General features: G+C 60.8%; 27 protein-coding genes. 25 read left to right on the plus strand and 2 right to left on the minus strand.

Translation table 11 applies throughout. The annotated features are described in order from the left end of the window. Positions 1-4: 4 nt before the first annotated feature. From yajC to AB7M23_RS10525, 4 genes are all read left to right on the plus strand, one after another. A complete protein-coding gene (yajC, locus tag AB7M23_RS10510) occupies positions 5-343 on the plus strand; it encodes a preprotein translocase subunit YajC (RefSeq protein ID WP_065758839.1) in 339 nt (112 codons plus the stop codon). A gap of 63 nt (positions 344-406) precedes the next feature. After that, positions 407-2,275 (plus strand): protein translocase subunit SecD, encoded by a 1,869-nt coding sequence (gene secD / locus AB7M23_RS10515; RefSeq protein WP_065758838.1) that lies wholly within the window; start codon positions 407-409, stop codon positions 2,273-2,275. A gap of 9 nt (positions 2,276-2,284) precedes the next feature. Then, positions 2,285-3,196, plus strand: a complete 912-nt coding sequence (secF, locus tag AB7M23_RS10520) for a protein translocase subunit SecF (RefSeq protein WP_330522003.1) — start codon at positions 2,285-2,287, stop codon at positions 3,194-3,196. Positions 3,197-3,319: 123 nt separating this feature from the next. Continuing rightward, positions 3,320-3,868, plus strand: coding sequence for a glycine zipper 2TM domain-containing protein (locus tag AB7M23_RS10525; RefSeq protein ID WP_454240788.1), 549 nt, complete (start codon positions 3,320-3,322; stop codon positions 3,866-3,868). Positions 3,869-3,971: 103 nt separating this feature from the next. On the opposite strand, the gene suhB is transcribed toward AB7M23_RS10525, so the two are convergent. Next, entirely contained in the window at positions 3,972-4,787 is an 816-nt protein-coding gene (suhB, locus tag AB7M23_RS10530) for a type III secretion system regulator SuhB (protein WP_065761348.1), read from the minus strand. Positions 4,788-4,932: 145 nt separating this feature from the next. Here suhB and trmJ point away from each other — a divergent pair, with 145 nt between their 5' ends. The 21 genes from trmJ (at position 4,933) to AB7M23_RS10635 (ending at position 23,566) form a co-directional block, all read left to right on the plus strand. After that, positions 4,933-5,706, plus strand: coding sequence for a tRNA (cytosine(32)/uridine(32)-2'-O)-methyltransferase TrmJ (gene trmJ / locus AB7M23_RS10535; RefSeq protein WP_454240789.1), 774 nt, complete (start codon positions 4,933-4,935; stop codon positions 5,704-5,706). Beyond that, positions 5,707-6,474 carry a serine O-acetyltransferase gene (cysE, locus tag AB7M23_RS10540; protein ID WP_065761350.1) on the plus strand — a complete coding sequence of 256 codons (768 nt, stop codon included), beginning with the start codon at positions 5,707-5,709 and terminating at the stop codon, positions 6,472-6,474. A 152-nt stretch (positions 6,475-6,626) separates the two neighbouring features. Further along, positions 6,627-7,118: a Fe-S cluster assembly transcriptional regulator IscR gene (gene iscR / locus AB7M23_RS10545; protein ID WP_454240790.1), complete on the plus strand. Its 492-nt coding sequence runs from the start codon at positions 6,627-6,629 to the stop codon at positions 7,116-7,118. Positions 7,119-7,160: 42 nt separating this feature from the next. Beyond that, positions 7,161-8,375 (plus strand): IscS subfamily cysteine desulfurase, encoded by a 1,215-nt coding sequence (locus AB7M23_RS10550; RefSeq protein WP_454240791.1) that lies wholly within the window; start codon positions 7,161-7,163, stop codon positions 8,373-8,375. 46 nt (positions 8,376-8,421) lie between these two features. Further along, positions 8,422-8,808 carry a Fe-S cluster assembly scaffold IscU gene (iscU, locus tag AB7M23_RS10555; RefSeq protein ID WP_002552476.1) on the plus strand — a complete coding sequence of 129 codons (387 nt, stop codon included), beginning with the start codon at positions 8,422-8,424 and terminating at the stop codon, positions 8,806-8,808. Positions 8,809-8,836: 28 nt separating this feature from the next. Then, the gene (iscA, locus tag AB7M23_RS10560) at positions 8,837-9,160 is read left to right on the plus strand and encodes an iron-sulfur cluster assembly protein IscA (RefSeq protein ID WP_454240792.1); all 324 of its coding nucleotides are present in this window, start codon (positions 8,837-8,839) and stop codon (positions 9,158-9,160) included. A gap of 8 nt (positions 9,161-9,168) precedes the next feature. Then, complete coding sequence (hscB, locus tag AB7M23_RS10565; protein WP_454240793.1) at positions 9,169-9,690, plus strand: co-chaperone HscB; 522 nt, start codon at positions 9,169-9,171, stop codon at positions 9,688-9,690. Between the two features lie 41 nt (positions 9,691-9,731). Continuing rightward, positions 9,732-11,594: a Fe-S protein assembly chaperone HscA gene (gene hscA / locus AB7M23_RS10570; protein ID WP_454240794.1), complete on the plus strand. Its 1,863-nt coding sequence runs from the start codon at positions 9,732-9,734 to the stop codon at positions 11,592-11,594. A gap of 3 nt (positions 11,595-11,597) precedes the next feature. Then, positions 11,598-11,939, plus strand: a complete 342-nt coding sequence (gene fdx / locus AB7M23_RS10575; RefSeq protein WP_454240795.1) for an ISC system 2Fe-2S type ferredoxin — start codon at positions 11,598-11,600, stop codon at positions 11,937-11,939. Positions 11,940-11,953: 14 nt separating this feature from the next. After that, positions 11,954-12,154: a Fe-S cluster assembly protein IscX gene (iscX, locus tag AB7M23_RS10580; RefSeq protein WP_065761357.1), complete on the plus strand. Its 201-nt coding sequence runs from the start codon at positions 11,954-11,956 to the stop codon at positions 12,152-12,154. 90 nt (positions 12,155-12,244) lie between these two features. After that, positions 12,245-12,670 (plus strand): nucleoside-diphosphate kinase, encoded by a 426-nt coding sequence (gene ndk / locus AB7M23_RS10585; protein ID WP_065761358.1) that lies wholly within the window; start codon positions 12,245-12,247, stop codon positions 12,668-12,670. Between the two features lie 28 nt (positions 12,671-12,698). Then, on the plus strand, positions 12,699-13,844 hold the full coding sequence (rlmN, locus tag AB7M23_RS10590; protein WP_454240796.1) for a 23S rRNA (adenine(2503)-C(2))-methyltransferase RlmN: 1,146 nt from the start codon (positions 12,699-12,701) through the stop codon (positions 13,842-13,844). Positions 13,845-13,857: 13 nt separating this feature from the next. Then, a complete protein-coding gene (gene pilW / locus AB7M23_RS10595) occupies positions 13,858-14,616 on the plus strand; it encodes a type IV pilus biogenesis/stability protein PilW (RefSeq protein WP_099773610.1) in 759 nt (252 codons plus the stop codon). Continuing rightward, entirely contained in the window at positions 14,616-15,668 is a 1,053-nt protein-coding gene (locus tag AB7M23_RS10600; protein WP_454240797.1) for a RodZ domain-containing protein, read from the plus strand. Before pilW ends, AB7M23_RS10600 begins: the two co-directional genes overlap by 1 nt. 3 nt (positions 15,669-15,671) lie before the next feature. Continuing rightward, a complete protein-coding gene (ispG, locus tag AB7M23_RS10605) occupies positions 15,672-16,781 on the plus strand; it encodes a flavodoxin-dependent (E)-4-hydroxy-3-methylbut-2-enyl-diphosphate synthase (protein ID WP_065761362.1) in 1,110 nt (369 codons plus the stop codon). Between the two features lie 23 nt (positions 16,782-16,804). Beyond that, positions 16,805-18,094 (plus strand): histidine--tRNA ligase, encoded by a 1,290-nt coding sequence (gene hisS / locus AB7M23_RS10610; protein ID WP_065761363.1) that lies wholly within the window; start codon positions 16,805-16,807, stop codon positions 18,092-18,094. Between the two features lie 39 nt (positions 18,095-18,133). Then, entirely contained in the window at positions 18,134-18,775 is a 642-nt protein-coding gene (locus AB7M23_RS10615; RefSeq protein WP_454240798.1) for a YfgM family protein, read from the plus strand. Beyond that, positions 18,768-19,919: an outer membrane protein assembly factor BamB gene (gene bamB, locus AB7M23_RS10620; RefSeq protein WP_454240799.1), complete on the plus strand. Its 1,152-nt coding sequence runs from the start codon at positions 18,768-18,770 to the stop codon at positions 19,917-19,919. Before AB7M23_RS10615 ends, bamB begins: the two co-directional genes overlap by 8 nt. Positions 19,920-20,035: 116 nt before the next feature. Further along, on the plus strand, positions 20,036-21,502 hold the full coding sequence (der, locus tag AB7M23_RS10625; RefSeq protein WP_099773612.1) for a ribosome biogenesis GTPase Der: 1,467 nt from the start codon (positions 20,036-20,038) through the stop codon (positions 21,500-21,502). A 136-nt stretch (positions 21,503-21,638) separates the two neighbouring features. Then, positions 21,639-22,787: a pyridoxal phosphate-dependent aminotransferase gene (locus AB7M23_RS10630; protein WP_454240800.1), complete on the plus strand. Its 1,149-nt coding sequence runs from the start codon at positions 21,639-21,641 to the stop codon at positions 22,785-22,787. Further along, positions 22,775-23,566 carry an amidohydrolase gene (locus AB7M23_RS10635; protein WP_065761960.1) on the plus strand — a complete coding sequence of 264 codons (792 nt, stop codon included), beginning with the start codon at positions 22,775-22,777 and terminating at the stop codon, positions 23,564-23,566. The genes AB7M23_RS10630 and AB7M23_RS10635 overlap by 13 nt, the downstream gene beginning before the upstream one ends. An 862-nt stretch (positions 23,567-24,428) precedes the next feature. On the opposite strand, the gene AB7M23_RS10640 is transcribed toward AB7M23_RS10635, so the two are convergent. Beyond that, positions 24,429-26,810 (minus strand): PepSY domain-containing protein, encoded by a 2,382-nt coding sequence (locus tag AB7M23_RS10640; protein ID WP_454240801.1) that lies wholly within the window; start codon positions 26,808-26,810, stop codon positions 24,429-24,431. Positions 26,811-26,846 lie beyond the last annotated feature (36 nt).

A 26,846-nucleotide genomic window follows, 5' to 3' on the forward strand; every position in this document is an offset into this window, starting at 1 on the left:
CTAAATGAGCTTTCTGATTCCTGCCGCATACGCGGACGCCGCTGCCCCTGCCGCTGCTGGCCCTGCCGGTACCGGTTTTGAGTGGATTTTCCTGGTAGGTTTCCTGGTCATCTTCTACCTGATGATCTGGCGCCCACAGGCCAAGCGTGCCAAAGAGCAGAAGAACCTGCTGAGCAATCTGCAGAAGGGTGACGAAGTTGTTACCAACGGCGGTATCGCCGGCAAGATCGTCAAAGTTGCCGATGACTTCGTAGTGCTCGAAGTGTCCGACTCGGTTGAGCTGAAGTTCCAGAAGGGCGCCGTTGCTGCGACCCTGCCAAAAGGCACGCTCAAGGCGATCTAAGTTTAAGTCTTTTACCAATCGACGGGGCGCGCAAGGCGCCCCGTCTCTTGAACGGGCGGCGTGATGCTGAACAAATACCCTTTATGGAAATACGCGCTGATCGTGCTGGTGCTGGCGGTCGGTTTCATTTATTCCGCTCCCAACCTCTACCCTGACGATCCGGCTGTTCAAATCAGCGGTGCAAGTACTGCGCTGCAGGTTGGCCAGGCCGATCTGGATCGTGCCAGCAAAGCGTTGAGCGATGCCGGTATTCAGGTCAAGGGCGCGAGCCTGGGTGAGAAGGGCAAGGGTGGCCTGCTGCGTTTGACCAAGCAGGAAGACCAGTTGCCTGCCAAGGACGTGGTGCGCAAGGCGCTGGGTGACGATTACGTAGTGGCGCTGAACCTGGCTCAAACCACTCCGCAATGGTTGCGCAAGTTGGGTGCAAGCCCAATGAAGCTGGGCCTGGACTTGTCCGGTGGTGTGCACTTCCTGCTGGAAGTGGACATGGACAAAGCCATTACCGCACGCCTGAAAGTGTATGAAGGTGAAGTCAAAACCCTGCTGCGTAAAGAGCGTGTGCGCTACCGCAGTCTGCCGCAACAAGACGGCAGCATTCAGTTGGGCTTCGCTGACGATGCAACCCGCGAGCAGGCACGTGCCCTGATCCGCAAGAATTTCAACGATTTCGAGCTTACGCCAAGCGAGCGTAACGACATGGCCGTATTGGGCCTGTCGATTTCGCCGGCCAAGCTGATCGAGATTCGTGAGTACTCCATCAAGCAGAACTTGACCACGGTACGTAACCGCGTCAATGAGCTGGGTGTTGCCGAGCCACTGGTTCAGCGCCAGGGTGCCAACCGCATCGTGGTGGAGCTGCCGGGCGTGCAGGACACCGCTGAAGCCAAGCGTATTCTCGGCAAGACCGCCAACCTCGAGTTCCGCCTGGGTGCAGAGCCGGGTGCCTCGAAAGCCACCACCGAATCCTTCGAGTTCCGTGAAGGCGGTCGTCCGCCAGCTGCGGTTGAGCGTGGCCTGATCATCACCGGTGACCAGGTAACCGACGCCCAGGCAAGCTTCGACGAGCATGGCCGCCCGCAGGTGAACATCCGTCTGGATGGCCACGGTGGCGAGCTGATGAGCCGCGCGACCCGTAGCAACGTCGGTCGCAGCATGGCGGTGATCTTCATCGAGCAGAAGCCGACCACTCGCTACGAGAAGCAGGTCGTCAATGGTGTCGAGAAAGACGTTGCCATCCAGACCTTCAAGGAAGAGAAGCGCATCATCAGCCTGGCGACCATTCAGTCGCCGCTGGGTAGCCAATTCCGCATTACCGGCCTGAACGGCCAGGGCGAATCGTCGGAACTGGCCCTGCTGCTGCGTGCCGGTGGCCTGGCTGCGCCGATGTACTTTGCTGAGGAACGTACCATTGGCCCAAGCCTGGGTGCGGACAACATCACCAAGGGTATCGATGCGTCGCTGTGGGGCATGCTGTTCGTCTCGCTGTTCATCATTGCCATTTACCGCTTCTTCGGTGTGATCGCTACAGTGGCACTGGCAGGCAACATGGTGCTGCTGTTGGCCCTGATGTCGGTGCTGGGTGCTACTCTGACCCTGCCGGGTATCGCTGGTATCGTACTGACCATGGGTATGGCGGTTGACGCCAACGTGCTGATCTTCTCGCGGATTCGCGAAGAGCTGGCTAACGGCATGTCGGTTCAGCGTGCGATCCATGAAGGTTTCGACCGTGCCTACACCGCGATTCTCGACGCCAACCTGACCACCCTGTTGGTCGGCGGCATCCTGTTCGCCATGGGTACCGGGCCAGTCAAAGGCTTTGCGGTGACCATGTCCCTCGGGATTTTTACCTCGATGTTCACAGCCATCATGGTGACCCGCGCAATGGTCAACCTGATCTTTGGTGGGCGTGACTTCAAGAAGTTGTGGGTTTAAGGGGCTGCCATGTTACGTACCATTAACTTCATGGGCGTGCGCAACGTTGCGTTCGCCGTCACCATGCTCCTTACCGTACTGGCCTTGTTCAGCTGGTTCCACAAGGGCTTGAACTTTGGTCTGGATTTCACCGGCGGTACGCTCATCGAGCTGACCTACGAAAAGCCGGCTGATCTGGGCAAGGTGCGCGAGGAGCTGGTCAAGGCTGGCTTCGGCGATGCCGTGGTGCAGAGCTTTGGCGCTACCACCGATTTGCTGGTGCGTATGCCGGGCGATGACCCGCAACTGGGCAACCGCGTTGCCGAGGCGCTGCGCAAGGTCAGTGGCGACAACCCGGCCGTGGTCAAGCGTGTCGAGTTCGTCGGCCCGCAGGTAGGTGAAGAGCTGCGTGACCAAGGCGGCCTCGGCATGCTGCTGGCACTGGGCGGCATCATGATCTACCTGGCCTTCCGCTTTCAGTGGAAGTTCGCGGTCGGTGCAATTGTGTCGCTGATCCACGACGTGGTCGTGACCCTGGGTATCCTGTCGTTTTTCCAGATCACCTTCGACCTGACGGTGCTGGCGGCAGTTCTGGCGATCATTGGTTACTCGCTCAACGACACCATCGTGGTCTTTGACCGGGTACGTGAGAACTTCCGCGTACTGCGCAAGGCTTCGCTGATCGAGAACATCAACATCTCCACCACCCAGACCCTGCTGCGTACCGTGGCCACCTCGGTTTCGACCTTGCTGGCGATTGCGGCGCTGCTGTTCTTCGGTGGTGACAACCTGTTCGGCTTCTCCATTGCACTGTTCATCGGTGTTCTGGCGGGTACTTACTCCTCGATCTACATCGCCAACGTGGTGTTGATCTGGCTGAACCTGAGTAGCGAAGACCTGATTCCACCGGTGAAAGCCGAGGAAGTGGACGAGCGTCCGTAAATACGCCGTTTACCCGGTCAGTGGTCCCCAAAAGGCGCGAGTGTTGAACTCGCGCCTTTTTTTATGCTCCAAGGCTAGGAGAAGCACGGGCGATAGCCCGTCTGTACGGTCTGGAGGTTTCACGTGAACAAGTCGATGCTGGTGGGTGCGGTACTGGGTGCTGTCGGTGTGACTGCCGGGGGCGCCATAGCAACCTACAAACTGGTGAATCATGGGCCTGAGTATGCTCAGGTGCTTGGAGTTCAGCCGGTCAAACAAACCATCAAGACGCCACGGGAAGTCTGTAAGGATGTCGCGGTAACCCGCCAGGCGCCGGTCAAGGACCAGCATCAGATTGCGGGTACCGTGATCGGCGCCGTGGCTGGTGGCCTTCTGGGCAACCAGGTTGGCGGTGGTACCGGCAAGAAGATTGCAACCGTGGCCGGTGCGGTGGGTGGCGGTTATGCCGGTAACAAGGTGCAGGAGAACATGCAGAACAAAGATACCTACACCACCACCGAGACGCGCTGTAATACGGTCAATGACCTGAGTGAGAAGGTCGTTGGCTATGACGTGAAGTATTCGATTGGTGACAAGGTCGGCAAGGTGCGCATGGATCGTGACCCGGGCCCACAGATCCCGCTCGACAAGAATGGCCAGCTGATTCTGGGGCAGGCCCCGGCGGGGCAGTGAGTGGATGATGTGACGCTGGCTTGCCAGTGATCAGCGCTCAAATAAAAAGCCCCTGGCCTTTCGGTCAGGGGCTTTGTCATTAGCCTTGTTGCTTGGCTGGAACTCAGCGTTTCAGCGAAGCCGGCAGGTGCGGCTGGATGGCCGTCAGTACTGCCTTGAAGCACTTGATGTTGCCGGCAACGATGTGGCCTTTTTCCAGGAAGTCGTGACCGCCGGTGAAGTCGCTCACCAGGCCGCCCGCTTCTTGAATCAGCAGGGTGCCTGCAGCCATGTCCCATTCAGACAGGCCCGACTCCCAGAACGCATCGAAACGACCGGCGGCCACATAGGCCAGGTCGAGGCTGGCGGCGCCAGCGCGGCGGATGCCTGCGGTCTGGCCAACCAGGGAGCGGAACATGCCCAGGTAGTTGTCCAGGTTGTCCATCTGGTTGTCACGGAACGGGAAGCCGGTGCCCAGCAGTGCGCCTTCCAGGCTGGTGCGGGAGCTGACGCGCAGGCGGCGACCGTTCAGTTGGGCGCCACGGCCACGGCTGGCGGTGAATTCTTCCTGGCGGACAGGGTCCAGAACTACGGCGTGTTCCAGGCGGCCGCGGTACTTGCAGGCGATGCTGACAGCGAAGTGCGGTACGCCACGCAGGAAGTTGGTGGTGCCGTCCAGTGGGTCAATGATCCACAGGTAGTCTTCACCTTCGCCGCTGCCGGCGTGCAGGCCGGTTTCTTCGCCGTAGATGGCGTGGGTAGGGTAAGCCTTGCGCAGGGCCGCGATGATGGTTTGCTCGGCGGCGCGGTCGACCTCGGACACGTAGTCCTTGGCGTCCTTCTCATCAACCTTGATGGTATCCAGGCGCTCGATGGAGCGGAAAATCAGTTCACTGGCGCTGCGGGCGGCGCGCAGCGCGATATTCAGCATGGGCTGCATGGACGTTTCACCTGGGTCGTTAAAGAAAGCCGGACATTCTATCAGAAAACTTTCTGTGAAGAAGGGTGACATTTGCTTTCGTAGCGTAACGTCGGTCGGTTCTGTAAGATTTGCTCCCCCTTTACCGTGTCTGTGAGCCCTTGCCGTGCTGCAAAATATTCGTGTTGTCCTGGTCAATACCAGCCACCCCGGCAATATCGGTGGGGCTGCGCGTGCCATGAAGAACATGGGCTTGTCGCGTCTGGTACTGGTCGATCCGCTCCATTTCCCCTCCCACGAAGCCAGTGCCCGTGCATCGGGTGCCGATGACGTGCTGGCGGGTGCCCAGGTGGTGGCCACGCTTGAAGAGGCGCTGGTCGGTTGTACGTTGGTGATCGGCACCAGCGCTCGTGATCGGCGCATTCCCTGGCCGATGCTCGACCCGCGTGAGTGTGGCGCGAAGGTGGTCGAGGATGCCGGGCAGGGTGCTGAAGTCGCCCTGGTGTTCGGGCGTGAGCACTCCGGCCTGACCAACGACGAGCTGCAGCGATGTCATTATCACGTGCATATCCCGTCCAACCCCGACTTCAGTTCGCTGAACCTTGGGGCCGCCGTGCAGGTGCTCGCCTATGAGGTGCGCATGGCATGGCTGGCCGTCGAGGGGCGGCCGTCGAAAGTCGAGAAAGTCGAAGTGGCGTCGGTGCGCAGTGGCGAGCTGGCGACCATGGATGAGATGGAGCTGTTCTACGAGCATTTGGAAAAGACCCTGGTCGAGATCGGTTTTCTCGACCCGGAGAAGCCCAAGCACCTGATGTCGCGCTTGCGCCGACTGTATGGGCGTAGTTCGGTGAATCGTTCGGAAATGAGTATTTTGCGCGGCATCCTCACGGAAACCCAGAAAGTGGCCCGTGGCGAGCCGCATAAGCGGAAGGATCAATAGATGTTCGAGCGTCTGCGTGAAGATATCCAGAGCGTTTTCCACCGTGATCCGGCGGCGCGCAATGCCTTTGAGGTGCTGACCTGCTACCCGGGTATGCACGCAATCTGGCTGCACCGTGCAGCGCATGCCCTGTGGGTGCGGGAGTGGAAGTGGCTGGCGCGGTTGGTGTCGAACTTCGGCCGTTGGCTGACTGGCATCGAAATTCACCCGGGTGCCAAGGTGGGGCGGCGTTTCTTCATCGATCACGGTATGGGTATCGTGATTGGCGAGACGGCCGAGATCGGCAACGATGTCACCCTGTACCAGGGCGTGACGCTTGGCGGTACCAGCTGGAACAAGGGTAAGCGCCACCCCACGCTGGAAGATGGCGTGGTCGTGGGTGCTGGTGCCAAGGTGCTCGGCCCGTTCACGGTGGGTGCCGGGGCCAAGATCGGCTCCAATGCCGTGGTGACCAAGGCCGTGCCGGCCGGTGCCACGGCGGTAGGTATTCCGGGGCGCATCATCGTCAAGACCGATGCCGAGCAGGAGGCCAAGCGCAAGGCCATGTTTGATGCCTATGGCGTCAGCGAAGACATGCCAGACCCGGTCGCGCGCGCCATTGGTCAGTTGCTTGATCACCTGCATGCGGTGGATGGGCGCCTGGAGGACATGTGCGGTGCCTTGAAAAACCTGGGCAGTGACTACTGTGCCAAGGAGCTGCCTGCCTTGCGCGACGAGGACTTTGCCGAGGTCAAGGCCGAGCCGCGTAGCGACGCCGCGACGCATTGACAGAAGGGGCGTGTGCTCACGCCCTGACTTTGCTATTATTCCGCCGCCGTTCAGGCTCAATCCCGACTAAAGCACTAGGTCTTATAGTTGACTTAAACGCTCGGGAATAGCATACTCGCTCACATCCCGTAACTCCGTGGTACCTACTAGCCATGCGACTGACTACAAAAGGCCGATACGCCGTGACCGCCATGCTCGACCTGGCATTGCACGCGCAGCATGGGCCGGTGTCCCTGGCCGACATTTCCGAGCGCCAAGGCATTTCCCTTTCTTATCTGGAGCAGCTGTTTGCCAAGCTGCGTCGTAGCAGTCTGGTTTCCAGTGTGCGCGGTCCGGGCGGTGGCTATCAGCTGTCGCGAGACATGGGAAGCATTCAAGTCGCGCAAGTTATCGATGCGGTCAATGAATCGGTCGATGCTACGCGCTGCCAGGGCCTGGGTGATTGCCACGCCGGCGATACCTGCCTGACTCACCACTTGTGGTGCGATCTCAGCCAGCAGATTCACGAATTCCTCAGCGGTATCAGCCTGGCTGACCTTGTCACTCGCAGTGAGGTACAAGAAGTCGCCCAGCGTCAGGACTTGCGTCGAATCGCAGGCCGGGCACCGCAGCTGGACAAGATTGAGACGTCCGCCGTCGAATGACCGTTTCGACGCGCGACGCGACCGCCTGATAGGAGATATTCAATGAAGTTGCCGATCTACCTCGATTACTCCGCGACCACGCCGGTCGACCCACGCGTCGCGCAGAAAATGAGCGAGTGCCTGCTGGTCGACGGAAACTTCGGTAACCCGGCCTCGCGCTCCCATGTTTTTGGCTGGAAAGCCGAAGAGTCGGTCGAAAATGCTCGTCGCCAGGTTGCTGACCTGGTCAATGCCGATCCGCGGGAAATTGTCTGGACCAGCGGTGCCACCGAGTCCGACAACCTGGCAATCAAGGGTGTCGCGCACTTCTATTCGACCAAGGGCAAGCACCTCATCACCTCCAAGATCGAGCACAAGGCGGTCCTGGACACCATGCGCCAACTGGAGCGTGAAGGTTTTGAAGTCACCTATATCGAGCCCGGTGAAGACGGCCTGATTACCCCGGCCATGGTTGAAGCGGCACTGCGTGACGACACCATCCTGGTTTCGGTCATGCACGTGAACAACGAAATCGGCACCATCAACGACATCGCCGTCATCGGTGAGCTGACCCGCTCCCGTGGCGTGCTGTTCCATGTCGACGCGGCCCAGTCCACTGGCAAGGTTGAAATCGATCTGCAGAAGCTGAAGGTCGACCTGATGTCCTTCTCGGCCCACAAGACCTACGGTCCCAAAGGTATCGGCGCGCTGTACGTCAGCCGCAAGCCTCGCGTACGCCTTGAAGCCACCATGCACGGTGGCGGTCACGAGCGTGGCATGCGTTCCGGCACCCTGGCCACCCACCAGATCGTCGGCATGGGTGAAGCCTTTGCCATCGCCAAGCAGGAAATGGCCAGCGAAAACCAGCGTATCAAGGCCCTGAGCGAGCGCTTCTTCAAGCAGGTCGAAGGCCTGGAAGAACTGTACGTCAACGGCAGCATGACCGCCCGCGTACCGCACAACCTGAACCTGAGCTTCAACTACGTCGAAGGCGAGTCGCTGATCATGGCGCTCAAGGACCTGGCCGTTTCGTCCGGTTCGGCCTGCACCTCGGCCTCGCTGGAGCCGTCCTACGTGCTGCGCGCCCTGGGCCGCAACGACGAGCTGGCACACAGTTCTATCCGTTTCACCTTCGGTCGCTTCAGCACTGAAGAAGAAATCGACTACGCCGCGCAGAAAGTGTGCGAGGCAGTCACCAAGCTGCGCGAATTGTCGCCGCTGTGGGACATGTACAAAGACGGCGTCGACATCTCCAAGATCGAGTGGGCTGCGCACTAAGTAGTCGCCAGCAAGAGCGGCTCTCTGATGAGGAAGGAATTGCACCATGGCATACAGTGAAAAGGTCATCGACCATTACGAAAACCCGCGTAACGTCGGCAAAATGAATGCCGAGGACCCGGATGTCGGTACCGGCATGGTTGGCGCACCTGCGTGCGGCGACGTCATGCGCCTGCAGATCAAGGTCAACGAGCAGGGTGTTATCGAAGACGCCAAGTTCAAGACCTATGGCTGCGGTTCGGCTATCGCTTCCAGCTCCCTGGCCACTGAGTGGATGAAGGGCAAGACGCTGGACGAGGCTGAAACCATCAAGAACACTCAGCTGGCTGAAGAACTGGCGCTGCCGCCGGTTAAAATCCACTGCTCGGTACTCGCCGAAGACGCCATCAAGGCGGCCGTTCGTGATTACAAGCAGAAGAAAGGCTTGCTCTAAGTCGCTTGTTGCAGGTTAAGGAGTTCCGATGGCTATCAGCATGACAGAAGCCGCCGCCAACCATGTGCGGCGCTCCCTCGAAGGACGTGGCAAGGGTGAAGGTATTCGCCTGGGCGTACGTACCACCGGCTGCTCCGGTCTGGCCTACGTGCTGGAGTTCGTCGACGAGCAGGGCAGTGAGGACAAGGTCTTCGAAAGCTATGGCGTGAAGGTGATCATCGACCCGAAAAGCCTGGTTTACCTTGACGGTACCGAGCTCGATTTCGTCAAGGAAGGGTTGAACGAAGGCTTCAAGTTCAACAACCCCAACGTGCGCGGTGAGTGTGGCTGCGGCGAAAGCTTCAACGTTTGAGGCAGATTGTGGGTACTCCTTGTCATTTCGCCCTGTTTGACCTGCAACCTGGCTTCCGCCTGGACCTCGACAAGTTGGCCACGCGTTATCGCGAACTGGCCCGCGAGGTCCATCCGGACCGCTTCGCCGATGCTTCCGAGCGCGAGCAGCGCTTGGCGCTGGAACGTTCGGCTGGCCTCAACGAAGCCTACCAGACGCTCAAGAGCGCGCCGCGCCGTGCCCGTTACCTGCTGGCGATCGGCGGCCATGAAGTGCCGCAGGAAGTCACCGTCCACGACCCTCAGTTCCTGCTGCAGCAGATGCAGTGGCGCGAGGAGCTCGAAGACCTGCAGGACAGTGCCGACCTCGAGGGCGTGGCAGCCTTCAAGCACCGCTTGAAAGTTGCTCAGGAGGCCCTTAATGAGGACTTCGCCGCTTGCTGGGATGTGGCTGCGCAGCGTGAGCAGGCCGAGCGCCTGATGCGCCGCATGCAGTTCCTCGACAAGCTCGCCTACGAAGTGCGCCAGTTGGAAGAGCGCCTCGACGATTAACCCGGTGCCGCCCTGGCGGCCCCTCTGGTACCCGAATAAGCATGGCCCTACTGCAGATCGCTGAACCCGGTCAGAGCCCTCAGCCCCACCAGCGTCGTCTGGCGGTGGGCATCGACCTTGGCACCACCAATTCGCTGGTCGCTGCGCTGCGCAGCGGTCTTTCCGAACCACTGGCCGATTCCGAAGGTCGGGTTATCCTGCCGTCTGCGGTGCGTTACCACGCTGACCGCGTCGAGGTCGGGCATTCGGCCAAGGCGGCTGCCTCCAGTGACCCGCTCAATACCGTATTGTCGGTCAAGCGCCTGATGGGGCGTGGCCTGGCGGATGTCAAACAGTTGGGTGATCAACTGCCTTACCGCTTTGTCGGCGGTGAGTCGCACATGCCGTTCATCGATACCGTGCAGGGTGCGAAAAGCCCTGTAGAGGTTTCGGCCGAGATCCTGCGGGTGCTGCGCCAGCGTGCTGAAGACACCCTCGGGGGTGAACTGGTGGGTGCGGTGATCACCGTGCCAGCGTATTTCGACGACGCTCAGCGCCAGGCCACCAAGGACGCCGCCAAGCTGGCGGGCCTGAATGTCTTGCGCCTGCTCAACGAGCCAACCGCGGCTGCGGTGGCCTATGGCCTGGACCAGAATGCCGAAGGCCTGGTGGCCATCTATGACCTGGGTGGCGGTACCTTCGATATTTCCATCCTGCGCCTGACCGGTGGTGTGTTTGAAGTGCTGGCTACCGGCGGCGACAGTGCCCTGGGCGGCGACGATTTCGATCACGCCATTGCCAGCTGGATCGTTGAGCAGGCCGGCCTGTCGGCTGACCTCGATCCGGGCGCGCAGCGCCAATTGCTGCAAACGGCGTGTGCCGCCAAGGAAGCACTGACCACGGCCGACAGCGTGCCGGTGGCTTACGGCCAATGGCAGGCTGAGCTGACCCGCGCAGCGTTTGATGCGCTGATTGAACCGATGGTCGCACGCAGCCTCAAGGCTTGCCGTCGTGCCGTGCGCGACAGCGGCATTGAGCTGGACGAAGTCGGCGCCGTGGTAATGGTTGGCGGCTCGACCCGCGTACCGCGTGTGCGCGAGGCGGTCGGCGCACTGTTTGGGCGTACGCCACTGACCGAAATCGACCCGGATCAGGTCGTGGCCATTGGCGCTGCCATTCAGGCGGATACCCTGGCCGGCAATCGTCGCGACGGCGGCGAGTTGCTGCTGCTTGACGTGATCCCGCTGTCCTTGGGCCTTGAGACCATGGGCGGCCTGATGGAAAAGGTGATTCCGCGCAACACCACGATCCCGGTGGCGCGCGCTCAGGAGTTCACCACCTACAAAGACGGCCAGACAGCCATGATGATTCATGTGCTGCAGGGCGAGCGCGAGCTGATCAGCGACTGCCGTTCCCTGGCGCGTTTCGAACTGCGTGGCATCCCTGCCATGGTCGCCGGTGCCGCAAAAATCCGTGTGACCTTCCAGGTCGACGCCGATGGCCTGCTCAGCGTGGCGGCCCGTGAACTGGGTTCGGGTGTCGAGGCCAGCATTCAGGTCAAGCCGTCCTACGGTCTGACCGACGGTGAGATCGCCCGCATGCTCAAGGACTCCTTCGAGCACGCCGGCTTCGACAAGACCGCCCGTCAGTTGCGCGAGCACCAGGTCGATGCTCAGCGCCTGATCGAGGCGGTGCAAGGCGCCCTGGATGTCGATGGTGACCGTTTGCTCAACGCCGAAGAGCGTCTGGCGATCGAGCATCAGATGCACGAGTTGCGTGAATTGATGAACGGCACCGATGGCGCGGCCATCGAGCAGCAGACCAAGCGTCTGTCGCAGGTGACCGATGCTTTTGCAGCCCGCCGCCTTGATTCGACGGTAAAAGCCGCGTTGGCCGGGCGCAACCTGAATGAGATCGAGGAATAACTGATGCCGCAGGTGATTTTTCTGCCCCACGAGAAGTTCTGTCCGGACGGTCTTGTGGTGGAGGTGGAGCCGGGTACTAATATCCTGGAGTTGGCCCACGAGCACCATATCGAGATGGAAAGCGCATGTGGCGGCGTGTGCGCCTGCACCACTTGCCATTGCATTGTGCGTGAAGGTTTCGATTCGCTCGAGGAAGCTGACGAGCTCGAAGAAGACATGCTCGATAAGGCCTGGGGCCTGGAGCGCCAGTCGCGTCTGGCCTGTCAGGTACTCGTGGGTGAGGAAGACCTGACCATCGAGATTCCGAAGTACACGATCAACCTGGCCGCCGAAGCGCCGCACTGATTCAAGGAGCCATCATGAGTCTGAAATGGGTTGATGTACTTGAAATTGCAATCCAGCTTGCCGAAAGCAAGCCGGAAGTCGATCCTCGTTATGTGAACTTCGTCGATCTGCATCAGTGGGTTCTGGCTTTGCCGGAGTTCAGCGACGATCCACAGCGCGGCGGCGAGAAGGTTCTGGAAGCGATCCAGGCCGCCTGGATCGACGAAGCCGACTGAGTACGCTCGGCAGGTTAGGCAATCCCTAAGAACCCGCGTATAATTCGCGGGTTTAATTTTTCGCTTCACTTACTGTTTCTGGAGTTTTCCATGGCTGTTCAACGTACTTTCTCGATCATCAAGCCTGACGCAGTTGCCAAGAACGTCATCGGCGAGATCACCACTCGTTTCGAAAAAGCCGGCCTGCGCGTCGTCGCTTCGAAAATGAAGCAACTGTCCAAAGCCGAAGCTGAAGGCTTCTACGCTGAGCACAGCGCTCGTGGCTTCTTTGGCGACCTGGTTGCCTTCATGACCTCCGGTCCAGTTGTTGTCCAGGTTCTGGAAGGCGAAAACGCCATCGCTCTGAACCGTGAGCTGATGGGCGCTACCAACCCGAAAGAAGCTGCTGCCGGTACCATCCGCGCTGACTTCGCTGAGTCCATCGACGCCAACGCCGTACACGGTTCGGACTCCGAAGCCGCTGCTGCTCGCGAAATCGCTTACTTCTTCGCAGCTACTGAAGTAACCACTCGCTAAGCGAAGGCTGACGAGTGAGGGTGAATCCATGATGACATCGACTGGCAAAATCAACCTGTTGGGTCTAACCCAGCCGGAAATGGAAAAATTCTTCGACTCAATCGGGGAGAAGCGCTTCCGTGCCGGTCAGGTCATGAAGTGGATTCACCACTTTGGCGTTGATGATTTCGACGCCATGACCAACGTCGGCAAGGCCTTGCGCGAAAAGCTCAAGGCCTGTGCCGAGGTTCGCGGTCCGGAAGTGGTCAGCGAGGACATCTCCAGCGACGGTACCCGCAAGTGGGTCGTGCGCGTGGCGTCCGGTAGCTGCGTCGAGACCGTATACATCCCCCAGGGCAAGCGTGGCACGCTGTGTGTCTCGTCCCAGGCCGGTTGCGCCCTGGACTGCAGTTTCTGCTCCACCGGCAAGCAAGGTTTCAACAGCAACCTCACCGCCGCCGAAGTCATCGGCCAGGTGTGGATTGCCAACAAGTCGTTCGGCACTGTGCCGGCCAAGATCGACCGTGCCATCACCAACGTGGTGATGATGGGCATGGGCGAGCCGCTGCTGAACTTCGACAACGTCGTCGCGGCCATGCATTTGATGATGGACGACCTCGGCTATGGCATTTCCAAGCGCCGGGTGACCCTGTCCACCTCCGGCGTGGTACCGATGATCGATGAGTTGGCCAAGCACATCGACGTCTCCCTGGCACTTTCGTTGCACGCGCCGAACGATGCGCTGCGCAACGAACTGGTGCCGATCAACAAGAAGTACCCGCTCAGCGTGGTGCTCGACTCGTGCATGCGCTACATGTCCGAGCTGGGCGAAAAGCGCGTACTGACCATCGAGTACACCCTGCTCAAGGACGTTAACGACAAGCTCGAACATGCCGTGGAAATGGCCGAGCTGCTGAAAAACGTTCCGTGCAAGATCAACCTGATTCCGTTCAACCCGTTCCCGCATTCCGGTTACGAGCGGCCTAGCAACAACGCTATCCGCCGTTTCCAGGACCACCTGCATCATGCCGGCTACAACGTGACGGTGCGCACCACCCGTGGTGAAGACATCGACGCGGCATGTGGTCAGTTGGTCGGTCAGGTCATGGATCGCACCCGTCGTAGTGAGCGTTACATCGCCGTTCGTCAGTTGAACGCTGATGGTGATGCGCCGAACACGGCCGTGCAGAACTGAAGAGAGGATCTCCATGACCCCACGCGCTGCGCTGCCGATCCTGCTGGTCGCTCTGTTGGCAGGCTGTGCGTCGACCGGTGAGCCTGGTACGCCGGTCAGCAGCAAGGCGCGGGTCGAGGCCGTTCAGGCGTATGTTCAGTTGGGTCTGGGGTACTTGAAGCAGGGGTTGACCGAGCGCGCCAAGTGGCCGTTGAAAAAGGCCCTTGAGCTCAATGCTGACGATGCTGATGCGCATGCCGCCCTGGCCCTGGTGTTCCAGGCTGAAGGTGAAGCCGCGCTGGCAGAGCAGCACTTTCGCAAGGCGCTGGCGCAGGCCCCGGACAACACCCGAATTCGTAACAATTTCGGCAGCTTCCTTTATGCTCAAGGCCGCTACACCGATGCCGAGCAGATGTTTCGTCGCGCGGCTGCCGATACCCTGTATCCTGAACGTTCGCGGGTGTTCGAAAGCCTGGGGCTAACGGCCTTGAAGCTTGATCAGCGCGAGCAGGCGCGGGAATACCTGGAAAAGGCTTTACGGCTCAACCGTCATCAACCCCATGCGTTGTTGGAAATGGCTGAGTTGTCTTACGAAGACAGGCATTATGTGCCGGCCCGAGACTTCTACGATCGTTTCAGCCAACTGAGCGACCCCAATGCCCGCAGCCTGCTGCTGGGCAGTCGCCTGGCAACGGTGTTTGAAGAATCGAACAAGGCCGCCGAGCTGGGCCTGCAATTACAACGACTTTATCCCGGTACGCCGGAATATCAGCAATACCTGTCGGAGCAATGATGAAAGCGGCGCATCCCGAAGCAGTAGCAGCGACTCGCGAGAATCCCGGTGAGATTTTGCGTCAGGCCCGTGAAAACAGGGGCTGGTCGCAGGCCGAAGTGGCCCACAAGCTCAACTTGACCGTGAGTTCCCTGAGCAATCTTGAAGCCGGCGCCTTCGACAAGCTGCCTGGGCATACCTTTGCCCGTGGTTATATCCGTGCCTACGCCAAGTTGCTCGACATGGATCAGGCAGCGTTGGTCCAGGCCTTTGACCAGTGCACTGGCACCCATGCCCAGGGCAGCGATGTGCATGCCTTGGGCCGTATTGAAGAGCCTGTGCGGCTGTCGCATAACATTTTGCGTGGTGTGAGCCTCGTGCTGCTGCTGGCGGTGGTCGGCGGTGGTTATTTCTGGTGGCAGGATCAAACCCGTCGGCATGGCAAGGACCTGGCCACCATTGCCATGGAGCATGTCGAGGTCGAGAGCGCCGACGGCACGACGCAAATTCATCCGCTGGACGAGCCGGAAGATCAGGCCGTCGATGCATCGCAACAACCGCAAAGCACTGATTTGAGCCTTGAACAGGCCCAGCCAGACGCGCAAGCCCCTGCACCTGTGACTGAGCCAGCACCGGCACCGGCCTTGGCCCCAGCCGCACCAGTGGCTGTGACGCCTGCCAAACCCGCCGTTGCAGCGGTCGAGCCGGCAGCGCCAGCCGCTCCGGCTGTGCCTGTGGTACCTGTTGCGCCGGCCAAGCCCGTCGTTCCGGCCCCGGCCCCAGTCGTGGCCCCGGCTGCTGTCGTCGCGGCCGCAGAGCCTGCGGTTGCAGGCAGTGGCAAGGTGCATGTTCAATTCAATGCCGATTGCTGGACGTCAGTTATCGACGGCAACGGCAAGGTGCTGTTCAGTGCCATCAAGCGCAAGGGCGACAGCCTGGACGTCAGCGGCAAGCCACCGTTTGCGGTGCGCTTCGGCTACGCCAAGGGCGTGCAACTGAGCTATAACGGTCAGCCAGTCGACCTTGCGCCGTTCACCAGTGGCGAGACCGCTCGCCTGAAGTTGGGACAATAAGTCATGCACGGCGAATCTCCGATCAAACGGCGCGAATCCCGGAAAATCTGGGTAGGTAATGTACCTGTCGGCGGCGATGCACCCATTGCCGTCCAGAGCATGACCAACACCGATACCAACGATGTCGCCGCCACCGTGGCGCAGATCAACCGGCTGGTCGATGCCGGTGTCGATATCGTGCGTGTCTCGGTACCGGACATGGACGCTGCCGAAGCGTTTGGCAAGATCAAACAACAGGTCAGCGTGCCCTTGGTGGCAGACATTCACTTCGACTACCGCATTGCCTTGCGCGTGGCCGAACTGGGTGTCGACTGCCTGCGTATCAACCCGGGCAACATCGGTCGTGAAGACCGTGTGCGTGCGGTGGTCGATGCGGCACGTGACCGTGGTATCCCGATCCGCATTGGCGTCAACGCCGGTTCGCTGGAAAAGGACCTGCAGAAAAAGTACGGTGAACCGACCCCGGCTGCGCTGGTTGAGTCGGCCCTGCGCCATGTCGAGCACCTCGATCGCCTGGACTTCCAGGACTTCAAGGTCAGCGTGAAGGCGTCCGATGTGTTCATGGCCGTCGAAGCCTACCGTTTGCTCGCCAAGCAGATCATCCAGCCGTTGCACCTGGGTATCACCGAAGCCGGTGGCCTGCGTTCGGGGACGGTAAAATCGGCGGTTGGCCTGGGCATGCTGCTTGCCGAAGGGATTGGCGATACTATCCGCATCTCGCTGGCGGCCGATCCGGTCGAAGAAGTGAAGGTCGGTTACGACATCCTCAAGTCGCTGCACCTGCGTTCGCGTGGTATCAACTTCATCGCCTGCCCGAGCTGCTCGCGGCAGAATTTCGATGTGGTCAAGACCATGAACGAGCTGGAAGGGCGCCTGGAAGACTTGCTGGTACCGCTGGATGTTGCGGTCATCGGCTGTGTGGTCAATGGCCCCGGTGAAGCCAAGGAAGCCCATGTCGGGCTGACCGGTGGTACGCCGAACCTGATCTACATCGATGGCAAGCCGTCACAGAAACTGACCAATGACAACCTGGTTGATGAGCTGGAAAAGCTGATCCGTCAGAAAGCGGCCGAGAAGGCCGAGGCCGACGCGGCGCTGATCGCCCGCGGCTGACACCGTATCGCTAAGGATTTCCCGTGAGCAAATCGCTGCAAGCCATCCGTGGCATGAACGACATTCTGCCCGAGCAGACCCCGCTATGGCGCTACTTCGAGAGCACCGTGGCCGGCCTGCTCGACACCTACGGCTATCGTCAGATTCGTACGCCGATTGTCGAGTTCACCGAGCTGTTCAAGCGCTCGATTGGTGAAGTGACCGACATCGTCGAGAAAGAGATGTACACCTTCGCCGACCGTAACGGCGACTCGCTGACCCTACGCCCTGAAGGCACGGCCGCCTGCGTTCGCGCGGTGCTGGAGCACGGCATCAGCGGTGGCGGCCAGGTACAGAAACTGTGGTACATCGGCCAGATGTTCCGTCACGAGCGTCCGCAGAAAGGCCGCTACCGTCAGTTCCACCAGATCGGTGTCGAGGTCTTCAACCTCGACGGTCCGGACATCGACGCTGAGCTGATCGTCCTGACCTGGCGCCTGTGGGGCCTGCTGGGCATTCGCGACGCGGTCAAGCTTGAGCTGAACAGCCTGGGCACCAGCGAAGCCCGTGCGCGCTATCGCGATGCCCTGGTCGAGTTCCTCTCGGCACGCCTGAGCGAACTGGACGAAGACAGCCAGCGTCGCCTGAAAAGCAACCCGCTTCGCATCCTCGACAGCAAGGACCCGAACACCCAGGCGGTACTGGTCGGTGCGCCGAAGCTTGAGGAATACCTGGACGAAGAGTCTCGCGTGCACTTCGAAGGCCTGAAGGCGCGCCTGGATGCCGCTGGCATTCCTTACGTCATCAATACCAAGCTGGTACGCGGCCTGGACTACTACAGCAAGACCGTGTTCGAGTGGGTCACCGACAAGCTCGGTTCCCAGGGGACCGTGTGCGCGGGTGGCCGTTACGACGGTCTGGTCGAGCAGATGGGCGGCAAGCCGACCCCGGGCGTTGGTTTCGCCATGGGTATCGAACGCTTGATCCTGCTGCTGGAAACCCTGGAGCAGATCCCCGAGTCGATCAACCGTCAGGTCGATGTCTACCTGTGTGCGTTCGGCGAGCAGGCCGAGCTGGCTGGCCTGACCCTGAGCGAGAAGCTGCGTGATCGTCTGCCGGGCTTGCGTCTGCAGGTGAACGCCGGTGGTGGCAGCTTCAAGAGCCAGTTCAAGAAGGCCGACAAGAGCGCAGCGCTGTTCGCCTTGATCCTGGGGGACGACGAACTGGCGCAACAAGTGGTAGGTTTCAAACCCCTGCGTGGTCAGGGCGAACAACAAAACATTGCCTGGGATGCTCTGGCCGAGCACCTGGAAGCTTCCCTCGCGCAGGCGTGAAGCGGGTCAACAGCCGATTTGGTGAAAAGGAGTATTGGGGTGTCGAGTACCGATGATGAACAGCTGGTGGCATTCAAGGACTGGTGGCAGCGTAACGGCAAGCCACTGGTAACCGGTGGCCTGCTGGCGCTGGTGGTGGTATTCGGCTGGCAGGCCTGGCAAAAGTACCAGGGCAATCAGTCGCAAGGCGCCTCCAACCTCTACCAGGCCTTGCTGGAAACGACCCTCACGCCGAGCGGTCAGCCTGATACCGCCAAGGTTGCCGAACTGTCCGGCAAGCTCAAGAGCGAGTTCGGCGGTTCTGCCTATGCGCAGTACGCCAGCCTGTTCGTGGCCAAGGTTGCGGTTGAAAGCGGCAAGCTGGATGACGCAGCCGCTGAGCTGAAGAGCGTTATGGACAAGCCGGCCGACGCCACGCTGGGCGAGATTGCCCGCCAGCGTCTGGCCCGCGTGCTGGCTGCGCAGAACAAGGCTGACGAGGCCCTGAAACTGCTTGATGGTGATGCCGACAAAGCCTTCCTGGCCAGCCGCGAAGAGCTCAAGGGCGACCTGCTGGTGCAACTGGGCCGCAGTGCTGACGCCCATAGCGCTTATGAGAAGGCCAAGGCGGCGCTCTCTGACGATGCCGCCATCGGTGGCCTGCAACTCAAGCTTGACGACCTGGCCAAAGGGGATGCCTGACGTGATCGCATGGAAACCTGCCGCAGTGCTGGCCTTGGCTCTTCTGGCCGTGGGTTGCAGCAGCAACAGTAAAAAGGAACTGCCGCCGGCCGAGCTGACTTCGTTCACCGAAGAAGTGGTGCTGAAAAAGCAATGGAGTCGTTCGATCGGTGACGGTCAGGGCGAAACCTTCAATATGCTCGTTCCGGCTATCGAGAACGACCGTATCTATGCTGCGGACGTCAACGGCCTGGTCATGGGCCTTGATCGTCTGAACGGCGACGTGATCTGGAAGAAGAAGCTGGAACTGCCGGTTTCCGGCGCCGTCGGTGTTGGCTATGGCCTGGTCATGGTCGGTACCCTCAAGGGTGACGTCATTGCCCTGGATGCCAGCACCGGTGAAGAAAAGTGGCGCTCGCGCGTTACCAGCGAAGTGCTGGCACCGCCTGCCACCAATGGTGACGTGGTTGTCGTTCAGACTCAGGACGACCGCGTGATCGGTCTGGATGCCAGCACGGGCGACCGCCGCTGGATCTATGAAAGCACCCCGGCCGTACTGACCCTGCGTGGCACAGGCGCGCCGATCGTGACCAACCGTCTGGCGGTTGCCGGGCTGTCGACCGGCAAGGTCATCGCCCTTGATACCCAGAACGGTGTACCGGTCTGGGAACAGCGCGTAGCCATCCCGCAAGGCCGTTCCGAGCTGGACCGTGTCGTGGACATCGATGGTGGCTTGCTGCTGTCGGGTGGTGTGATCTACGTTGCTAGCTACCAGGGTCGTGTTGCCGGCCTGGAACTGGAAAGCGGTCGTGTGCTCTGGCAGCGTGATGCTTCCAGTTCGGCAGGTGTCGCTCAAGGTTTCGGTAACGTCTACGTGAGCGGAGCAACAGGCACGGTCGAAGGTATTGATGAGCGTTCGTCCACCGCACTGTGGAGCAACGATTCGCTGGCACGTCGCCAGTTGTCGGCCCCTGAGGTGTTCTCCAGCTATGTGGCAGTCGGTGACCTTGAGGGTTACCTGCACTTGCTGAGCCAGGTCGATGGTCGTTTCGTTGGCCGTGAGCGCATCGACAGTGACGGCCTGCGCGCGCGTCCGCTGGTGGTGGGTGACACGATTTATGTGTATGGCAACAGCGGCAAGCTGGAAGCGCTGACCATTCGCTGAGTCTATGCTTGAGGCCTGCAAGGGCCTCGGGTTGCGGCACTTTGGTGCCGTCCGAACTCCGGCCGCTGCTGTGCAGCGGCCTTTGTATTTTTTGAATTTACGCAGTGGAGAGCCGCATGGTTCCCGTAATCGCCTTGGTGGGCCGGCCGAACGTCGGTAAATCCACCATGTTCAACCGCCTGACCAAGACCCGCGACGCCATCGTCGGCGACCTGTCCGGTCTGACCCGCGACCGCCAGTATGGTGAGGCGCGCTGGCAAGGGCGTTCTTACATTCTGGTCGACACCGGTGGTATTTCTGGTGACGAGCAGGGCATGGACGAAAAAATGGCCGAGCAGTCGCTGCTGGCCATTGAAGAAGCCGATGTAGTCCTGTTCCTGGTGGATGCCCGTGCGGGCCTGACCGCCGCCGACCAGATGATTTCCGAGCACCTGCGCAAGCGCAACAAGCGCTCGTACCTGGTAGCCAACAAGATCGACAACATCGATCCGCAGATGGCTATCGCCGAATTCTCGCCACTGGGCATGGGCAATGCCTTGCCTGTGGCCGGTTCCCAGGGCCGTGGTATCAATGGCCTGCTGGAAACCGTGCTGGGTGAGTTCCCGCGCGACAAGGACGAGGAAGAAGTCGACCTTAACGTCGCCGAGGGCGAGGAGGCCGTGCGCATTCCTGGTCCGAGCGAGAAGGACGGTATCAAGATCGCCATCATCGGTCGTCCAAACGTCGGCAAGTCGACGCTGGTCAACCGTATGCTCGGCGAAGAGCGGGTGATCGTCTATGACCAACCCGGCACCACCCGCGACAGTATCTACATTCCGTTCGAGCGTAATGAAGAGAAATACACCCTGATCGACACGGCCGGGGTGCGCAAGCGCGGCAAGATCCACGAGGAAGTTGAAAAGTTCTCGGTGGTGAAGACCCTGCAGGCGATCAAGGACGCCAACGTGGTGATCTTCGTCATGGACGCCCGCGAAGGCGTGGTTGACCATGACCTGAACCTGCTGGGCTTCGCCCTTGAAGCGGGCCGTGCGCTGGTGATCGCCCTGAACAAATGGGACGGCATGCAGCCTAGCGAACGCGACTACGTGAAGACCGAGCTGGAACGTCGGCTGTTCTTCGTCGACTTCGCCGACATTCACTTCATTTCGGCGCTGCACGGCACTGGCGTGGGCAACCTGTATCAATCGGTACAGGCCTCGTTCAAGTCTGCGGTGACCCGTTGGCCGACCAGCCGCCTGACCCAGATCCTCGAGGACGCGGTCAGCGAGCACCAGCCGCCGATGGTCAATGGTCGCCGGATCAAACTGCGTTATGCCCACCTTGGTGGCGCCAACCCGCCGCTGATCGTGATCCACGGCAACCAGGTCGAAAAGGTACCGAAGTCGTATTCGCGCTACCTTGAAAACACCTATCGCCGGGTACTGAAGCTGGTCGGTACGCCGATCCGCATCGAGTACAAGGGCAGCGACAACCCGTACGAAGGCAACAAGAACACGCTGACCGACCGCCAGGTCAACAAGAAGCGTCGTTTGATGTCGCACCACAAGAAAGCCGAGAAGAAGCGCAAAGACAAGCGCAAGTAAGCTTTCAGGCCTAATCGCCGGCTGTGCCGGCGATTAGGATCACCTAACCTTTTTCCTGACCGTTCAATCCGCTATGCTCGGGGGCTTACCTCCCGTGCCGCCTCGAGCCGGATGTTCTGTGTAGAAAGAGGGTTACATGATCAGCAGCAAGTTGCCGAACGTCGGCACGACCATCTTTACCACCATGTCCCAGCTCGCCGCGCAAACCGGCGCCCTGAACCTGTCCCAAGGGTTTCCCGACTTCAATGGCCCGCAAGAACTGCTCGATGCGGTAGGCCGCCATATTGCTGCCGGGCACAATCAGTATTCGCCGATGACCGGCTTGCCCGCCTTGCGTGAGCAGGTTGCAGCCAAGATCGCCCGCAGTTATGGCGTAACGGTTGATGCCGATGCTGAAGTGACCATTACTCCCGGTGCGACGGAAGCTATTTTCTGTGCCATCCATGCGGTGATTCGCGCGGGTGACGAAGTGATCGTTTTCGACCCGTGCTACGACAGCTATGAGCCGTCGGTGGCGTTGGCCGGTGGCCGCTGTGTGCATGTGCAGTTGAACCCCAACGATTTCTCCATCGACTGGCAGAAATTCAGCGATGCGCTCAGCCCGCGTACGCGGATGATCATTCTGAACTCGCCACACAACCCGAGTGGGGCGCTGATCAGCCGTGCCGAGCTGGACCAGTTGGCGGCGTTGATTGCCGAGCGCGATATCTACCTGATCAGCGACGAAGTCTATGAACACCTGGTGTTCGACGGCGTAAGCCACGCCAGTGTTCTGGCCCATGAGGCCCTGTATCAGCGCGCTTTTGTGGTCAGCTCGTTCGGCAAGACGTATCACGTTACGGGTTGGAAAACCGGTTATGTGGTTGCGCCGCCGGCCTTGAGTGTGGAATTGCGCAAGGTTCACCAGTACGTGAACTTCTGCGGCGTGACCCCGCTGCAATGGGCGCTGGCCGACTTCATGGCTGCGCACCCGGAGCATGTCGAAGAATTGCCAGCCTTCTACCAGGCCAAGCGTGATTTGTTCTGCGACCTGCTGACGCCCTCGCGCTTCACCTTCAGCCGCGCGGCGGGTACCTATTTCCAGCTGGTGGACTATTCGCAGATCCGCCCTGATCTGAACGACCTCGAGATGTCCGTGTGGTTGACGCGTGAACACGGCGTGGCGACCATCCCGGTATCGGTGTTCTACCAGCAACCTATTCCCGAACAGCGCCTGGTGCGCCTGTGTTTTGCCAAACGCGAGGAGACGCTGCGTCAAGCAGCGGAGAAACTATGCGCGATCTGAGCTCACTGCCTAACCTGAGCGTTGCCCTGGTCCAGACCACATTGGCGTGGCAGGACCGGTTGGCCAACTATGAACATTTTGAAACCCTGATGGAACAGGCCCGTGGCAGCGATTTGATTGTGCTGCCGGAGATGTTCACGACCGGGTTTTCCATGGACTCCGAGCGCCTCGCAGAGCCTGAGAATGGCCCGACGTACAAATGGCTCAAAAGCCAGGCGAAGAAGCTCAACGCGGTGATCACCGGCAGTGTGATCATCCAGGCCGCGGACGGCAGCCATCGTAATCGGCTGCTCTGGGCACGCCCGGACGGCGAAATCCTGCACTATGACAAGCGTCACCTGTTCCGTATGGCCGGTGAGCACAAGCACTACACCCCCGGCGAGCGCCAGGTGCAGTTCGAGATCAACGGCTGGCGGGTGCGCCCACTGATTTGCTATGACCTGCGTTTCCCGGTCTGGAGCCGTGACCCTCAGGACACCGACCTGCTGCTCTATACCGCCAACTGGCCGGCAGCACGGCGTCAGCACTGGAACCGGTTGTTGCCGGCTCGCGGTATCGAGAACCTCTGTTATGTGGCCGCGGTAAACCGGGTGGGTACAGACGGCAAAGGCTTTGCCTACACGGGCGACAGCCAGGTGCTGGATTTCCAGGGTGAGAGCCTGCTCAGTGCAGGAGAGGCGGATGGTGTGTTTACCGTCGTATTGAGCGCAGCCGACCTGGCAGCCTACCGTACGCGTTTCCCGGCGAACCTGGACGCCGACGTCTTCGAGTTGCAGTAAGCGTCATCGCAGGCAAGACCTGCTCCAACAGAGCCCGCGCAGCCTGTAGGAGCCGGGCTTGCCCGCGATGCAGCCGCCGCGAACTCATGGTCACCCCACCGACGCCATCGCAGGCAAGCCAGCTCCAACAGAATGCAGCCTGTAGGAGCCGGGCTTGCCCGCGATGCAGCCGCCGCGAACTCACGGTCACCCCACCGACGCCATCGCAGGCAAGACCTGCTCCAACGAAAATGCAACCTGTAGGAGCCGGGCTTGCCCGCGATGCAGGCGCCGCGAACGCACTGACACCTCACCGACGCCATCGCAGGCAAGCCTCTCCAACAGAAAATGCAACCTGTAGGAGCCGGGCTTGCCCGCGATGCCGACGCCGCGAACTCACGGTCACCCCACCGACGCCATCGCAGGCAAGCCAGCTCCAACAGAGCCCGCGCCAGCTGTGGGAGCCGGGCCTGCCCGCGATGCAGACGCCGCGAACTCACTGTCACCGCGCCGAGGCCATCGCAGGCAAGCCTGCTCCAACAGAAAATGCAGCCTGTAGGAGCCGGGCTTGCCCGCGATGCAGACGCCGCGAACTCACTGGCACCGCGCCGAGGCTATCGCAGGCAAGCCAGCTCCAACAGAGCCCGCGCCAGCTGTGGGAGCCGGGCTTGCCCGCGATACAGACGCCGCGAACTCATGGTCACCCCACCGACGCCATCGCAGACAAGCCAGCTCCAACAGAGCCCGCCAGCTGTGGGAGCCGGGCTTGCCCGCGATGCAGACGCCGCGAACTCGCGGGCACCCCACCGACGCCATCGCAGACAAGCCTGCAACAAAAGCCGAGCAGCCTGTGGGAGGTTTGCCAACGCCAGTGCATCAGGCGTTAGTAGACATCCCGCCGGTAACGCCCTTGCTCGATCAGGTGCTCAACCTCGGCAGTGCCCAGCACTTCCTTCAGCACCGCATCGACCCCACCAGCCATGCCGTGCAGGCTACCGCAGACATACAGCGACGCCCCTTCGGCCAGCCATTGGCGCAACTCAGCCGCCTGTTCGCGCAGGCGATCCTGTACGTAGACTTTTTCTGCCTGATCACGGGAGAACGCCAGGTCCAGGCGTGCCAGTTCACCCGTACGCAACCACCCTTGCAACTCCTCCCGACAGAGGAAGTCGTGTGCTTCGTTACGCTCGCCGAACAGCAACCAGTTGCGCCGCTCGCCTGCTTCTATACGCGCTTTGAGCAGGCTGCGCAGGCCGGCCAACCCTGTGCCGTTGCCGATCAGAATCAGCGGTGCAGGCGTTGCCGGGAGGTGGAAGCCGCTGTTACGCCGCAGGCGCAGGTTGATTGGGCCGGCCAGCGGCGCGTGTTCGGTCAGCCAGCCTGACCCCAGGCCCAGTGCGCCATCAGGGTGTTGCTCCTGGCGCACGATCAACTCCAGCATGCCATCGCTGGCAATCGAGGCGATCGAGTACTCCCGGGGGCTGATCGCAGGATTGTTCTGCGGCAGGATCTCTACCAGATCACCCGCTTCCCAACGTGCCGGCTGTGCTGGCATCAGCCCGAGCAGGTAAACGGCTGACCCTTGGCTTCCTGGGTTGAGCCGTTCGCGCCGGGTGAGCGTCCAGGTTTCGAAGGTCGGTGCCTGCCAGGTACTGGCGACTTGGCTGCCGGTCAACTGTGCCAGTTGTTCTTGCCATTGCTGCAGGGCGTGTGGGTCGGCGTTATCCACTTCTACCGGGGCGAAGCGGGCTTTGGCCCCGCGTGTTCCCAGCCAGTCATGCAGGCGTTTGGCGAAACCGCAGAATTGCGTGTATTGACGGTCACCGAGGGCGAGCAGGGCATAGTCGAGTGAGCCCAGCGCCCAGGGCTGGCCGAGCACCTTGCGCTCGAACGTACGGGCGCTGTCCGGTGCTTCGCCGTCGCCAAAGGTACTCACCACGAACAGGGCCTTGTTCGCCTGGCGCAGGTCGGTTTCGCTCAAGTCAGCCAAGGCCCGCACGTTTACCGCAAAGCCCGCCGCCTGCAACTGCCCGGCGCTTTGCCAGGCCAGTTGTTCGGCGAAACCGCTCTGGCTGGCAAAGCCCACCAACCAGCTGTTTTCACCCGATGCAGGCGCGGTCATACCGTTGCGTGCGACGCGGATCTGGCGTTTCTTGCGCCGACGGTCGAGGTACAGCAACCAGCCGGTGATGAAGAACAGTGGCATGCTCAGGCTGGCCAGCATCATCAGGATGCGCCCGGTCAGGCCGAAGTAACTGCCAACGTGCAGGGCATAGACACTGGCCAGCAGTTGCGCCTTGAACGACTTGTCGGTGAAGCGTTCGTGTTTACGTACCTGACCGTTAGCAGGGTCGAGGGTCAGGGTGTTGAAGGCTCTTTCGTGATCGGCATTTTCAAGCAGGTAGAACAGGGTGGCCGGTTGCCCACCAGCAGGCGGCAGGCGCAGGTTGTAGGTGCTCAGGCCTGGCCCGGCAGCCGTTTGCAGGCTGGACCAGATCGCATCGTAGTCAACCACCAGAGGCGGTGCGTTCCTGTCTGGCGCAGGTGGGCGGCCGCGGCCTTCACCGCGTTTGCGTTGCTCGCCCGCCACCGGCCCGTCGGCCAGCAGTTTGTTCAGGCCTTCGCGGTACCACTCGTAAGACCAGAACAGGCCCGTCAGTGCTGCGAGCAGGTAGAACACCAGGCACCAGGTGCCGGCAACCGCGTGCAGGTCCCAGTTGAAGGCGCGGCCTTTTTTCGCCCAGTCCAGGGTCAGCCAGTTACGCCAGTTCAGCGCCTGGCGCGGCCAGCGCAGGTAGAGGCCAGAAAGGCAGAAGAACACCAGCATCAGGGTGCAGGCGCCGGTGATCTGCCGACCGGTGTCGCCGATGGCCAGGAATCGGTGCAGTTGTAGCATCAGGCCGAAAAAGTCCTGCCCACTGACATCGCCTTGCAGCGCGCCAGTGTATGGGTCGGCATAGCGCATTTCGCCTCGCCGCTCGCCAGGTGGTGGGGTGAAGAATACCCGCGCAGCGTTATCGGTGCGGGTATCGACCCAGAGCATGGCAACCTTGTCGCCGTGCTCGGCCTCTACTCGGCGTACCAGTTCAGCCGGCGGCAATACACCGCCTTCACGCACGTGAACCTTGAGGGCTTCGGGGTTGAACAGACGCAGCAGCTCATCCTGAAATGACACCGCTGCGCCGGTAATGCCCATCAGTGCGAGTACCAGGCCTGCGGTGATACCGAAGAACCAGTGCAGTTGAAACAGGGTTTTTTTCACCACATCGACCACCTTGTCTTGCTGTATACCTGTGCGGGG

This window comes from Pseudomonas sp. HLS-6 TE3448, from assembly GCF_053629555.1.